Raw genomic sequence first — 13,281 nt, 5'->3', positions numbered from 1 at the left:
AACGTCTGGCGCTGCCTCCCGGGAAAAACGGCAGCGGGCGCCCATGTCATACCGACATGGGCGCCCGCTGATCCGCGTGCTGTGCTGCCGCCCCGCTCCCCGGAGGGGCTAGGCGGACTTGCGGCTGTCCCGCGGATGGATCGCGATGTTCATCGCGCCGGAACGAAGGACGGCGAGACGCTCCTCGAGAACCTCTTCGAGTTCCTCGCGGGTGCGTCGCTCCATCAGCATGTCCCAGTGCGTACGCGCAGGCTTACCCTTCTTCTCTTCCGGGCCGTCGCCGTCCACCAGGAGTGACACGGCCCCGCAGACCTTGCACTCCCACTCCGGCGGGATCTCCGCCTCGACCGAGAAGGGCATCTCGAACCGGTGCCCCTTCTCGCATGCGTACTCCACGGCCTGGCGCGGGGCCAGGTCGATGCCGCGGTCCGTCTCGTAGCTGGTCACCACGAGGCGCGTGCCGCGAAGAGCTCGCTCACTCATGAATCGTGCCTCCCGGGCTTGTCGCCCACAGGACAGGTGTCGCTGTCGTCGTCATCCGGTCAACGTCCGGTCGGCGGTAAAGATTCCCGTTCCGTGTCCCGTTCCGGGTCAAGCGTCGCCGTCGTAGCCGCCCCTTGTTGTACCCACCAGCGCCCGGTTTGTCACATCTGCTAGCAGATGTCACCCAGCGTTCGGCTCCTTTGACGCGCAGTAACGGTACGCCTGGCAGGCCAAACGCGTACACTACCGCCCTTTGCCTTCAGGTGCTAAATCTGTTCGGGTACCGGGTTTCCCGCGTCGCGCACCGCCTGCCGCACCGGAACGCGTGCCAGCAGGACGAAGCCCAGGACGAAGAAGACCACCAGCGAGACGATCGCGTCCCGGTAGCTGCCGGTCAGCTGATAGGTGAGGCCGAACAGCAGCGGGCCCAGCCAGCTCATCCCGCGGTCGCTCAGCTCGTACGCCGAGAAGTACTCGGCCTCCTTGCCCGGCGGCACCAGGTGGGAGAACAGTGAGCGGGAGAGCGCCTGGCTGCCGCCGAGCACCAGCCCGATGCAGGCCGCGAGGAGGAAGAAGCCCACCGGTGCGCCCGCGGGCAGGAAGTAGCCGGCGCCGAGCGTCAGCGTCCAGGCGACCAGTGAGCCGAGGATGGTCCGCTGGGCGCCGTGGACACGGGCCAGCCGGCCCATGCCCAGGGCCCCGCCCACCGCCAGCACCTGCACCAGCAGCACCGCGATGATCAGTGTGGACTGGCTCAGCCCCAGCTCCTCGGAGCCGTAGACCGACGCCTGCGAGATCACCGTCTGGATGCCGTCGTTGTAGATCAGGTAGGCCAGCAGAAAGGCGAGGGTCAGCGGCTTGCCGCGCATGTCCCGGACGGTGGCCGCCAGTTGCCGCCAGCCGTGCGGTGCACGGACCGCGGACACCGTGCGGCGGTCCCGCAGCCGCCGCAGCGGTACCAGGGTGAAGGCACCCCACCACAGGCCCGCCGAGGCCAGGCAGATGCGGACCGCGGCGGACTGGGAGAGGCCGAAGGAGTCGTGCGCCGTGAACAGGACCAGGTCCGCGACCAGGACCAGGGAGCCCGCGGCGTAGCCGAAGGCCCAGCCGCGCGAGGAGACCGCGTCCCGCTCCTCGGGCGCGGCGATCTGCGGCAGATAGGAGTTGTAGACGACCATCGAGACGGCCATCGAGGCGTTCGCGACGATCAGCAGCAGCCCGCCGAGCAGATAGCGGTGGCCGTCCAGGAAGAACAGTCCCGCGGTGGCCGCGGCACCCAGATAGGCGCAGAGGGCGAGCAGCGGCTTCTTGCGGCCGGTGCGGTCGGCCGCCGCGCCCGCGAGCGGCATCACCAGGATCGACAGGATCACGGAGGCGGAGACCGTGTACGCGAAGAACGAGCCCGCCCGCACCGGGATGCCCAGCGGATGGACATAACCGTCCGCGTCCGCCGCCGCCTTGGCGACCGCGGTGAGATAGGGGCCGAGGAAGACGGTGAGCACGCTGCTCGAGTAGACCGAGCAGGCCCAGTCGTAGAAGTACCAGCCGTGCTGCTGCCGCCGCCGCTCCGCGGCCTCCTCGCGCTCCGGTGACCCGGGCGGTCTCGGTCCGGGCGGTACCTCGGCCGCCCGTTCGGTGTCGGTGCCCACCCGTGCCTCGCTTCCCCGCCGTACGTGCTCGTGCGCGGGCTTCAGACCCAGGTGCCCCGGTCTTGAAGGACTGTGCGCAGTGTGTCGATGTGATCGGTCATGATGCCATCCACTCCCAGGTCCAGGAGCCGGTTGATGTCACCGGGGTCGTTGATCGTCCACACGTGCACCTGGAGCCCGAGCGCGTGCGCGGTGCGCACGAAGCGCCGGTCGACCACGGGCACGCCCGACTGGGACCGGGGGACCTGGGCGGCCACCGCCGAGCCGCGCACCCGTGCGGGCAGCCCCCAGGAGCGCAGCCGCAGGCCCAGCACCCCGAGGGTGCCGTACGAGGTCGCGAGGCGCGGTCCGGCCAGCCGCTGGGCGCGGGAGACCCGGGACTCGGAGAACGAGCCGACGCAGACCCGGTCCCAGGCGTTGGTGCGCCCGATCAGATCGAGCAGCGGGAGCAGGGCGGGCTCCGCCTTGACGTCCACGTTCCACCGCACCTCAGGGAACTCTTCGAGGAGTTCCTCGAAGAGCGGGACCGGCTCGGTGCCCGCGACCCGGGCCCGGTGCACGGCGCTCCAGGGCAGCTCGGAGATCCGGCCCGCCCCGTCGGTCACCCGGTCCAGGGTCGCGTCGTGGAACGCCACCAGCTTTCCGTCGGTGGTGGCGTGCACATCCGTCTCGATGTACCGGTAGCCCGCCTGGACCGCGCGCCGGAACTGGGCCGCGGTGTTCTCCAGGCCGTCGGCCGCTCCGCCCCGGTGGGCGAAGGCGATCGGGCCGGGATGGTCGAGATAGGGATGGCGCACAGGGGTGGTCACCGACGCAGTATGACCTCCTCCGGTTGACCGGTGGCAACGACGGTGCTGCGTCCCGATGCCCGGGGAACGGCGAACACCCGCAGGAAGAACTGGGCCAGCGGTCCGATGGCCAGCGCGTACAGCACGGTGCCCACCCCCACCGTGCCGCCGAGCACGAAGCCGGTCGCCACCACGGCCGCCTCGACGGCCGTGCGGATCAGCCGGATCGACCGGCCGGTGAGCCGGTGCAGCCCGGTCATCAGACCGTCGCGCGGGCCGGGCCCGAAGTCCGCGGCGATGTACAGGCCGGTCGCCATGCCGTTCAGCACCACTCCCGCGAGGAGCAGGGGCACCCGTACGGCCAGGGAGCGGACCTCCGGCAGCAGGGAGAGGGCGGTGTCCATGGCGAAGCCGATCACCAGCACATTGGAGACGGTGCCGAGGCCGGGGCGCTGGCGCAGCGGGATCCACACCAGCAGCACGGCCGCGCCGACCAGGGTGAGCACCAGGCCCATGCTGAGCCCGGTCAGCTCCGCGAGACCCTGGTGGAGGACGTTCCAGGGCTCCAGACCGAGGCCCGCCCGCACCAGGAGCGCGGAGCTGGCGCCGTAGAGCACCAGACCCCCGTACAGCTGGAGGAGCCGGCGGACGAGGCGGCTCCTCATGGATGTGTCGATGGACGGACCGACGGCCGGACCGGTGGACACGGCATACCCCCCAGTGGTGATGGTGGCCTGACGCATGTCACTCTGTGGCTTGGAAAGAGAAGCCATCCATGGCCAATTCCGGGAAGGTGGACTGGGAAACATGGCGCAGTGGACTTCAGCGGTGGGTGCGGCGCAGCTGGCCCGGCTGCTCACCTCGCAGCAGGACCGCTCCCCGGGCCCCGGCACCCGCCGCCCGCCCGCCTACCGCGCGCTCGCGGACGGCATCCGGCTGCTCGTGCTGGAGGGCCGGGTGCCCGTCGCCGCCCGGCTGCCCGCCGAACGGGAACTGGCGATCGCCCTGACCGTGAGCCGGACCACGGTCGCCGCCGCCTACGAGGCGCTGCGCGGCGAAGGCTTCCTGGAATCCCGGCGCGGGGCGGGCAGCTGGACCGCTGTACCGGCCGGGAACCCGCTCCCGGCCCGCGGACTGGAACCCCTTCCCCCGGAGGCCCTGGGCTCCATGATCGACTTGGGCTGCGCCGCGCTGCCCGCGCCCGAGCCGTGGCTCACCCGCGCCGTCCAGGGCGCCCTGGAGGAGCTGCCGCCCTACGCGCACACGCACGGCGACTACCCGGCGGGGCTGCCCGCGCTGCGCGCCATGATCGCCGAGCGCTACACGGCACGCTCCATCCCCACCATGCCCGAGCAGATCATGGTGACCACGGGCGCCATGGGGGCGATGGACGCGATCTGCCACCTCTTCGCCGGGCGCGGCGAACGCATCGCCGTCGAGTCGCCCTCGTACGCCAACATCCTCCAGCTGATGCGGGAGGCGGGGGCCCGGCTGGTGCCGGTGGCCATGGCCGAGGGGCTCCGCGGCTGGGACGTGGACCGCTGGCGCCAGGTGCTGCGGGAGGCCGCGCCGCGGCTGGCCTATGTCGTGGCGGACTTCCACAATCCGACGGGTGCGCTGGCCGACGAGGACCAGCGCCGCCGCCTGGTGGAGGCGGCCCGGTCCGCGGGGACGGTCCTGGTCGTCGACGAGACCATGAGCGAGCTGTATCTGGAGGACGGCCTCACGATGCCGCGCCCGGTCAGCGGCTTCGACCCGGCGGGCTCCACGGTGATCACCGTGGGTTCGGCGAGCAAGGCGTTCTGGGCGGGCATGCGCATCGGCTGGGTGCGGGCCGCCCCCGATGTGATCCGCAGCCTGGTCGCCGCCCGCGCCTACGCGGACCTGGGCACCCCGGTCCTGGAGCAGCTCGCCGTGAACTGGCTGCTCAGTTCGGGAGGCTGGGAGCAGGCGGTGGGCCTGCGCCGCGCCCAGGCCAGGGAGAACCGGGACGCCCTGGTCGCCGCGGTGCGCCGGGAGCTGCCGTCCTGGGAGTTCACGGTCCCGCGGGGCGGTCTGACGCTGTGGGTGCGCACCGGCGGACTGTCCGGCTCCCGGCTCGCGGAGGCCGGGGAGCGGGTCGGGGTACGGGTGCCCTCCGGGCCGCGCTTCGGTGTGGACGGCGCCTTCGAGGGGTACGTCCGGCTGCCGTTCACGGTCGGCGGCGCGGTGGCGGAGGAGGCGGCGGTGCGGCTGGCGGCCGCCGCGCGTCTGGTGGAGACCGGCGCCTCCGGCCCGGCGGAGTCCCCGCGCACCTTCGTCGCCTGAGCCGCTCAGCCCTCCGCGGCAACTGCCTCCGCGGCCACCGCCTCCACGGCCACCGCCGGTACCGGGCTGCTGTGTTCGGGCAGCAGTCCAAGGACCGCCTGCCGGTGGTTCTCGCTGGTCGCGTCGTCGTAGGGGTCCGGGGTGGCCGGGACCTGGAGGCGGTGGACCGGGCCCGGGCCCAGCCGGGCATAGCCCCGGCCCGGCGGCACCTCCCGGACGGGCGTGGTGTGCGGGGGCACGCCGAGCACCGACTCCAGTTCCTCCGGGGACGCGGGGCCGAGCGCCACCCGGGCGCGGGTGTACTGCCGTACTGCCTCGGACAGCCCGTCCAGGGCCTCGAAGTGCTCGGCGACCACGACCGTCACATTCGCCGCCCGCCCGTGCCGCAGGGGCACCTGGACCAGTGTCTGGGGATCCGGGCGGCCGTCGGCGGCGGCGAGATGGCCGAGCGTGCCGGGCCGGTCCAGCAGGATCCACAGCGGCCGCCTGACGTCGTCCGGCGACGGATGCCCGGCCTGCCGCGCCCGGTTCGCCGCGATCAGCCGACGCTCGGTCTCATGGCTCGCCCACTCCAGGCTCGACACCGCGCCGACCAGGCCCGATTCCACGGACAGCACACCGTCCCGGCCCACCAGGCAGGCGTACTCGCCGGTGTCGCCGCCCTCGACGATCAGGACGTCCCCGTGGCGGAGCGCCTGGAGGGCGATGGAGCGCACCAGGGTGGTCGTGCCGCTGCCGGGCGCACCGGCGATCAGCAGATGGGGTTCGGCGGAGCGGGGGCCGGTGCGCCACACGACCGGTGGTTCGTCGCGCCGCTCGTCGCCCTGGGTGAGCGGCAGGGTGCGCGGGACACCGGTGGGGTCGGTGAAACCGAGGACCGTCTCCCCGGGGGCGGTCACAAACCGCTGGGCCGTGATGTCCGTGGGCAGCGGTGCCAGCACGGTCATCGTCAGCTCGTTGGCCTCCTCGTCCCAGTCGAAGCGGTATTCGCGGCCCCGGCCGGACTTGGCGTGCAGCAGCCGTTCGACACGGGCCCGGGACGCCGCCTCGCCGTCGGTGAAGTAGGCGGGGTAGCGCAGGCGCAGCCGGGAGACGCGGCCGCCGTCGTCGAAGTCGTACGAGGAGAAGGCCCGGGCCCAGTCGCCGCCGTGCGCGTAGAGCGGATCGGGGTCCTGTTCGGTCGAGAGATACGGCACCAGCGCCTCGTACAGGGTCCGCAGCCGCGCGGTCTGCGCCTCGTCGGGCCCGGAGGAGGGCCGGGGCTGCCTGCGGTCGCGGTCGCGGCCCTTCCAGGCCGCGGCCGCCATGAGGGACAGACCGGCGAACAGCGGCCCGTACGGCACCAGGGCCACCACCAGGATCACCGAGGCGGACAGGAAGAGGAGCGGTCCCCGCCGGTCCTTCGGGGTGGCCGTCCATCTGCGCCGTCCGGCCCCGGCCAGCCGGTGCAGGCCGCGGGTGAGGTGGAACAGGGGATGGAGGACGTCGCCCGCGCCGCCGGCCGCCGTCCTGGCCAGCTGCCGGCTGCGGGCGATCTGGGCGCTGCCGTTGCTCAGGATGCGGGGGAGGGGGCGCCGGGCCACGTCGTTCTCCTGGGATGGGGCGGGAGGGTCAGAAATTGATCCCGCCGAGCAGGCTCGCGAGGCTCTGGCCACCGGCCTTGATCCCCGGGGCGATACCGGTGCTGGCGAGATAGAAGCCGAAGAGGGAGCAGACCGTGGCGTGCGTGCCCTTGAGGCCGTCCTTCCGGGAGAAGAGGAAGACGCAGGTGCCGAGCAGCAGCACACCGGAGATGTTGAGGACCATTTGCTTCTCCTGGATCGCGGGGACTGTCACCATGAGTACTTCCAGGCTCACAGGATGTATCCATACGATAAAAGGTGCAAACGGGTGAAAGGGCTGGAATTACCCTCAGGTGGCGGAGCCGTCCCGCGCCCGCGCCTGCGGAAGCCCTGGGCGCGCCCGGACCGGACACTGTCGTGATCTTTGCCTGTCACAGTGCCGGTGGCGCGCACCTGAAGCCAGTACGCTGGCGATTCACCCGTACGGCGGCCCGCTCGCCGCCGTGCGCGCAGATACGGCGGCCCCGCTCGCCGTCGTACGCTCCCGCAGTCCCCAGCAGCAGTGAGAGGCGGCCGCCGATGAGTGAAGCCCCCGACCCCGAGGTCGTGGAGCTCGCGACCAAGATCTTCGATCTGGCGCGCCGAGGCGAGACCGAGGCGCTCGTGGCCTATGTCGACGCGGGCGTTCCGGCCAACCTCACCAACGACCGCGGCGACTCCCTGGTGATGCTCGCGGCCTACCACGGCCACGCCGACGCCGTACGAGCCCTGCTGGCGCGGGGGGCGGCCGCGGACCGGGCCAACGACCGAGGCCAGACCCCGCTCGCCGGGGCGGTCTTCAAGGGCGAGACGGAGGTCATCCGGGCGCTGCTGGACGGCGGCGCCGATCCGGCCGCCGGGACGCCCTCGGCGATCGACACCGCCCGGATGTTCGGCAAGAGCGATCTGCTCGAACTGTTCGGCGCATCCTGATACGCGTGCTCTGACCAGTAAAAGCAACGAAAACGGGGGAGGCGGTACGGGGCCGCCCGAAATAAGGTCGCGGCAGCGCGAGACGCCGGGTCATCATGACGTCGTGATTCACGGACGCGATGGCTGGGCAGGTGTTGCCGCACCGCGTGGACCGTGATGCGGTCCGTACGGGCCACCGACGAGAGGCAGAGGAAGATGGTCTACAGCAAGCAGCAGACGGCGGGCGCTCCGACGTGTTGTCACGCGGCCAGGTAGTGCGTGTTCTCCGGTTGCGTCGACGCTTGATGTGAGGCTGTTTCCCATGTTCGAACCGGTCATAGCGCCCAGCGGAACGCTGCTCGGTCTCCTCCAGAGGGGCCGCGGCGACGGCACGCTGCACGCGCTCACCGCCCCCCGTGCCGAGGCCCTCGCGGCCCTCGACCACTGTGTACTGCGCGATCCCCGCCACGACTGGCAGGTGGAGAACCGCTCCCTGTACTACGCCCGGCTCTATCTCGACCTCCACGGCGAACTGGACGCGATCGAGGCCCATCTCTTCGGCGCCGAGGACGTCCTGGACACCGAGGAGAACCGCACGGGGCTCGCCCTCGCCGTCCTCGGGCACCTCGCCTCGTACGGCAGGCGCGACGCTCTCGCACTGCTGCGCAGGTACGCGGCCTCGGGCACCAACTGGGCCTGGGCCCTGGACGAGCTGGCGCTGCGCGACGACGACGCGGGGCTGCGCGCCCTCGCCGCTCCCGTCCTGGCCCGCTTCCCCGCCGACCCCGAGGGCGAGGCCGAACTCGCCGCCGCCGTCCGCGACGCCTTCGAACCACGGCCCTGGCGGCTGTGGGCCGACGACCCGCGCGCCGCGGTCTCCGCGCGCGTACGGGCCGCCCAGGAGGCGGGCTCCTTCGACCGCTGGCAGCGGCAGCTGCGGCCCCAGGGCCCCCGGCCGGGCTGGAGCGTCCAGGCGGTCTTCGACTGGGCCCAGCAGGGCATCGAACGGGGCGCCGCCCTCCATGTGCCCGCCGCCCGCTGTCTCACCGCCGTCGCGGGTCCCGGCGACCGGCCGGAGATCGTCCGGGCCGCCCGCGCCGGGAGCGACGGCGCCCGCTGCACCGCCCTGCGCTACCTCGCCGCCGGTCACGACCCCGACGTCCTCGACCTGATCGAGGACGCCGTGACCACCGGGTCCGCCCTGGTCGTGGACGCGGCCCTGGACGCCTTCGAACGGATGCGCACCGTGGCCGCGGTGGAACGCGCCCGCGGCTGGGCCCACCGGCCCGACGCCCTCGGTGCCGCGGCCGGGCGGGTGCTCGCCTGCCGCGGCGGCGCCCAGGACCGGGAGGCGGTTCTCGCGGCGCTGCGGGAGGCCGTGCGCGGCGAGGGCCCCGACGCGCCGACCCTGTGGACCCTGGTCGACGGCGCCGGACGGCTCGGCATCGCCTGTGCCGCACCGGTGCTGCGCCACATCTACCGGGAGACCGCCTCGTCCCATCTGCGCGGCCGCACCGCCCGTGCGCTGGCCGCCACCGACCCCTCCTTCCCCGTGGGCTTCGCCGTGGAGTGCCTGTGGGACTGCGAGGAGACCACCCGGGAGATCGCCGCACGGCACGCCGAGACCGGAGACGTCCGCGTCGTCGAGCAGCTGCGCAGGCTCGCCGCCGACCCGGCCGAGGAGGCCGAGGTCCAGACGGCCGTACGCAGCCGGATCGGACCCGACATGCCCACCGTATGACACTTCGGGCGCCCCTTCGGGCGCGCGGGGTGAACAGGCGGTGACCCGGGAGTCAGGGGCGCATGGACAAGGGCTGACCTGCTCGGTTGCGCAGCCCAACGCTCATGGGACGTTCCCCGGGCGGAAAGATCGACGTTGACGCGGCCACGTCCGGCGCGGCGACAACACGAGTATGCGTGTCGTCATCGTGACCGAATCCTTTCCCCCCGATGTGAACGGCGTGGCCCACTGCGCGCTCCAGACCGCCCGGCACCTCGTCGATCGCGGTCACGCTCCCCTTGTCGTCGCTCCCGCCACCTCCCCGAGGTCCTCGGCCTCGCCCGCTCCCACGGGCGCCGCCGACCGGACCGCGGCCGACGCCCTCGCGCCGTGCCCCGTGATCCGGGTCCCCTCGATTCCGCTCCCCGGCTACCCCCAGGTGCGCGTGGCACTCCCCAGCCGACGCGTCGCCGCGGCGATCACCGCCCACCGCGCCGACATCGTGCACCTGGCCAGCCCCTTCATCCTGGGCGTCCGCGGCATGGCCGCCGCCGCCCGGCTCGGCATCCCCGCCGTGGCCATCTACCAGACCGACCTGGCCGGTTACGCCCGTACCTACATGGGCGCCGGGGAGGCCGCGGCCTGGCGGCGCATCCGCTCCGTGCACGCCGCCGCCGACCGCACCCTCGCGCCCTCCAGCGCGGCCCGCGACGACCTGGAGGCCCACGGCGTGCCCCGGGTGCGGCTGTGGCCGCGCGGTGTCGACACCGCCCGTTTCCGGCCGGAGCTGCGCGACGAGACGATCCGGCGGGAACTCGCCCCGAACGGTGAGCTGATCGTCGGCTACGTCGGCCGGCTCGCCCCCGAGAAGCAGGTCGAACTCCTCTCCGGCGTCTGCGGCCTGGACGGCGTCCGCGTCGTGGTGATCGGCGACGGGCCCAGCGAGACCACCCTCCGGGGCGCCCTGCCCGGGGCCGTCTTCCTGGGCCGCCGCACCGGCACCGAACTCGCCCGGATCTTCGCCTCCCTGGACGTGTTCGCGCACACCGGCCCCTTCGAGACCTTCTGCCAGACCGTGCAGGAGGCCATGGCGAGCGGGGTGCCGGTGGTCGCGCCCGCCGCGGGAGGCCCCCTCGACCTGGTGGCCCACGGCCGTACCGGCCTGCTCGTCCCGCCCGGCGACGCGACCGCCGTCCGGGACGCCGTCGCGGCCCTGGCGGCCGACCCGGTGCTGCGGACCCGGTACGGCGCCCAGGGACGGGCCACCGTCGAGGGCCGCACCTGGGCGGCCGTCGGCGACCGGCTCATCGGGCACTACGAGGACGTGCTCGCCGCCCGCACGACGGTGGTGGCGGCATGAGCTTCGCCACCGAACGCTTCGGCGACGGTCTGCGGATCGTCCGGCTCGCCAACTTCGTCGCACCCTCCTCCGGCGGGCTGCGCACCGCCCTGCGCGAACTGGGCAAGGGGTTCAAGGAGTCCGGGCACGAGCCGGTGCTCGTCGTGCCGGGCGAGCGCCACACCGACCGGATGACCGAGCAGGGCCGGGTCATCACCCTGCCGGGCCCGCTGCTGCCCGGCACCGGCGGCTACCGGGTCCTCACCGACAGGCGGCGCCTCGCCGACCTCTTGGAGGACCTGGTCCCCGACCGGCTGGAGGTCTCCGACCGCACGACCCTGCGCTGGACCGGCAAGTGGGCACGGCGCCACCGGATCCCCGCCGTGATGGTCTCCCACGAGACCGCCGACGGCGTCCTGCGCACCTGGGGCCTGTCCGAGAACCTCTCCCGGCGCGCCGCCGACGCCCTCAACACCCGTACCGCGCACACCTATGCGCGGGTGGTGTGCACCACCGAGTTCGCCGAGCGGGAGTTCGTGCGGATCGGCGCCCGCAATGTCGTACGGGCCCCGCTGGGCGTCGACCTGGAACAGCGCCACCCCGGACTGCGCGACCCCGGGCTGCGCGACCGGTACGCGCGCGCGGACGAGACGCTGCTCGTGATGTGCTCCCGCCTCTCGGTGGAGAAGCGGCCCGGTACCGCCCTGGACGCGCTGGAGTCGCTGCTGCGGCGCGGGCGGCGGGCGGTGCTGGTGGTCGCCGGGGACGGACCGCTGCGCGACCGGCTGGAACAGCGGGCCCGGGAGCGGCGGTTGCCGGTGACCTTCCTGGGCCATGTCCGCGACCGCGAGCTGCTCGGGGGACTCCAGGCCTCGGCGGACGTCTGTCTGGCCCCGGGGCCCGCCGAGACCTTCGGTCTGGCCGCCCTGGAGGCGATGGCCTGCGGTACGCCCGTGGTGGCCAGCTCCCTCTCCGCGCTGCCCGAGGTGATCGGCTCCGCCGGGGCCACCGCCGTGAACAGCGGTGACGCGTTCGCGGACGCGGTCGAGCTGCTGATGGAGCGGTCCGCGGGCGAGCGCCGCGGGGCGGCCCGCGCGCGGGCCGAGTGCTTCGGGTGGAAGACCGCGGTGGAGGCCTTCCTCGCGGCACACGACGCGTGGCCGGAGGGCGCACCCGCCGCCGGGGCGCAGCCGCAGCCGCAGCCGCGGGCGGAGGCGGAGGCGTTGGTGTGGGCGGGGCGGACCCCTGGCCCCCAGCCGTCGGCCGTCCTCGCGACGGGGGCGCAGGCGCCCGGGGCCCGACTCCACGGCTCACCGTCTCCTGCTGCCCCTGCTGCCCTCGCGGCCGGGGTGCAGCCGTCCGCCGCTCCCGCCCATGGCCACGGCCCGGAGCCGCGTGTCGCGTCCTCACCGGTCGAGCCCGTACGGGACACCGCTCGGGAGGGCGTGGCATGAGACCCCTGCGGTTCGTGGCACTCGGCGACTCGCTGACGGAGGGCGTGGGCGACCGCGTCGGAGAGCGCTGGCGCGGCTGGGCCTCGCTGCTCGCCGGGGGGCTCGCCCCCGCGGCCACGGCCGCGGAGTTCACCAATCTGGCGGTCAGCGGCGCCCAGACCCGGGACGTCCTGGAACGGCAGACCCCGCAGGCGCTCGATCTGCGCCCGGATGTCGTCTCCGTCGTCATCGGCGTCAACGACACCCTGCGCTACACCTTCGACATCCACGCCGTGGCCACCCGGCTCGACCGGGTCTACGGGGCCTTCCGGGACCGGAACGCCGTGCTGCTCACGGCCTGTCTGCCCGACCCGGGATCGATGCTGGGGCTGCCCGGAGCGCTGGCGCGTCCGCTCGCCCGGCGGCAGCGGGCCGTGAACGCGGTCGTGCACGCGCTGTCCGAGCGGTACGGGGCGGTCCATCTGCACGCCGCGGAAGGAGACTGGATCGCCGACCGCGCGATGTGGAGCGCGGACCGGCTGCACCCGGGGGAGCGCGGGCACCGGCAGCTCGCCCTCCAGTTCCACGGCCTGCTCGCCGGGGCGGGCGTGGCGACCGGCCCCGCACCCTCGCCCGAACCCGAGTTCCCCGCCCCCACCCGATCCGCCAACTTCTGGTGGCTGGCCACCGCGGGAACGGGCTGGGTGGCCCGGCGGTGCACGGACCTGCTGCCCCAACTGCTCACCCTGGCGGCCGCCGAGGTCCGCCACAAGGCCGGGGGGACCAGCGCCCGGCTGGACCTGAGCGCCTCACACGCGGTGGCATCCGCCCTGGCCGCCCTGACGGTGACCGAACAGCAGCCGGACGCGGCCTGATTGGCTCGGGTGCCTGGCGGGGTGTGCTTGACCCGGCTGATCGTCCGGTGGGGTGTGGCCTGACCGCCAGACCGCCTGACCGCCTGACCGCCTGACCGCCAGACCGCCAGACCGCCAGACCGCCAGACCGCCAGGCCGCCTGACCGCCCGGCCGCCCGGCGGGAATGCGGCACG

At 73.6% G+C, this 13,281-nt stretch carries 11 protein-coding genes and 1 pseudogene; 6 read left to right on the top strand and 6 right to left on the bottom strand.

The genetic code is table 11. The features are described 5' to 3' along the window. Positions 1-108: 108 nt before the first annotated feature. The 4 genes from ACIHAA_RS10925 to ACIHAA_RS10910 all read right to left on the bottom strand — a co-directional run bounded on the left by ACIHAA_RS10925 (position 109) and on the right by ACIHAA_RS10910 (position 3,663). Positions 109-483, bottom strand: coding sequence for an RNA polymerase-binding protein RbpA (locus tag ACIHAA_RS10925; RefSeq protein WP_399815530.1), 375 nt, complete (start codon positions 481-483; stop codon positions 109-111). Positions 484-749: 266 nt separating this feature from the next. Further along, positions 750-2,132 carry an MFS transporter gene (locus tag ACIHAA_RS10920; protein WP_399815529.1) on the bottom strand — a complete coding sequence of 461 codons (1,383 nt, stop codon included), beginning with the start codon at positions 2,130-2,132 and terminating at the stop codon, positions 750-752. Between the two features lie 41 nt (positions 2,133-2,173). Continuing rightward, positions 2,174-2,941, bottom strand: a complete 768-nt coding sequence (locus ACIHAA_RS10915) for a glycerophosphodiester phosphodiesterase (protein WP_399815527.1) — start codon at positions 2,939-2,941, stop codon at positions 2,174-2,176. After that, positions 2,938-3,663, bottom strand: a complete 726-nt coding sequence (locus tag ACIHAA_RS10910) for a YitT family protein (RefSeq protein WP_399815525.1) — start codon at positions 3,661-3,663, stop codon at positions 2,938-2,940. The genes ACIHAA_RS10915 and ACIHAA_RS10910 overlap by 4 nt, the downstream gene beginning before the upstream one ends. Before the next feature lie 64 nt (positions 3,664-3,727). On the opposite strand from ACIHAA_RS10910, the gene ACIHAA_RS10905 reads away from it, so the two are divergent. Further along, on the top strand, positions 3,728-5,227 hold the full coding sequence (locus tag ACIHAA_RS10905; protein ID WP_399815523.1) for a PLP-dependent aminotransferase family protein: 1,500 nt from the start codon (positions 3,728-3,730) through the stop codon (positions 5,225-5,227). 5 nt (positions 5,228-5,232) lie between these two features. On the opposite strand, the gene ACIHAA_RS10900 is transcribed toward ACIHAA_RS10905, so the two are convergent. Then, positions 5,233-6,810, bottom strand: coding sequence for an ATP-binding protein (locus ACIHAA_RS10900; RefSeq protein WP_399815521.1), 1,578 nt, complete (start codon positions 6,808-6,810; stop codon positions 5,233-5,235). Positions 6,811-6,838: 28 nt separating this feature from the next. Continuing rightward, positions 6,839-7,033 carry a hypothetical protein gene (locus tag ACIHAA_RS10895; protein ID WP_399816115.1) on the bottom strand — a complete coding sequence of 65 codons (195 nt, stop codon included), beginning with the start codon at positions 7,031-7,033 and terminating at the stop codon, positions 6,839-6,841. A 335-nt stretch (positions 7,034-7,368) separates the two neighbouring features. Between ACIHAA_RS10895 and ACIHAA_RS10890 the strand changes: the two genes are divergently transcribed. From ACIHAA_RS10890 to ACIHAA_RS10870, 5 genes and pseudogenes are all read left to right on the top strand, one after another. Next, positions 7,369-7,761 carry an ankyrin repeat domain-containing protein gene (locus tag ACIHAA_RS10890; protein WP_399815520.1) on the top strand — a complete coding sequence of 131 codons (393 nt, stop codon included), beginning with the start codon at positions 7,369-7,371 and terminating at the stop codon, positions 7,759-7,761. Positions 7,762-8,062: 301 nt separating this feature from the next. After that, entirely contained in the window at positions 8,063-9,481 is a 1,419-nt protein-coding gene (locus ACIHAA_RS10885; protein WP_399815518.1) for a HEAT repeat domain-containing protein, read from the top strand. Positions 9,482-9,653: 172 nt separating this feature from the next. Beyond that, the gene (locus ACIHAA_RS10880) at positions 9,654-10,820 is read left to right on the top strand and encodes a glycosyltransferase family 4 protein (RefSeq protein WP_399815516.1); all 1,167 of its coding nucleotides are present in this window, start codon (positions 9,654-9,656) and stop codon (positions 10,818-10,820) included. Then, positions 10,817-11,956, top strand: a pseudogene (locus ACIHAA_RS10875) (glycosyltransferase); the annotation flags it as partial. The gene ACIHAA_RS10880 and the pseudogene ACIHAA_RS10875, both read left to right, overlap by 4 nt. A 293-nt stretch (positions 11,957-12,249) precedes the next feature. Continuing rightward, complete coding sequence (locus ACIHAA_RS10870; RefSeq protein WP_399815514.1) at positions 12,250-13,107, top strand: SGNH/GDSL hydrolase family protein; 858 nt, start codon at positions 12,250-12,252, stop codon at positions 13,105-13,107. Positions 13,108-13,281: the final 174 nt, after the last annotated feature.

Source organism: Streptomyces sp. NPDC052040 (assembly GCF_044548405.1).
Lineage (GTDB): Bacteria > Actinomycetota > Actinomycetes > Streptomycetales > Streptomycetaceae > Streptomyces.
The sequence above is the reverse complement of the archived record's forward strand: the minus strand, read 5'-3'. Positions and strand labels throughout refer to the sequence as shown.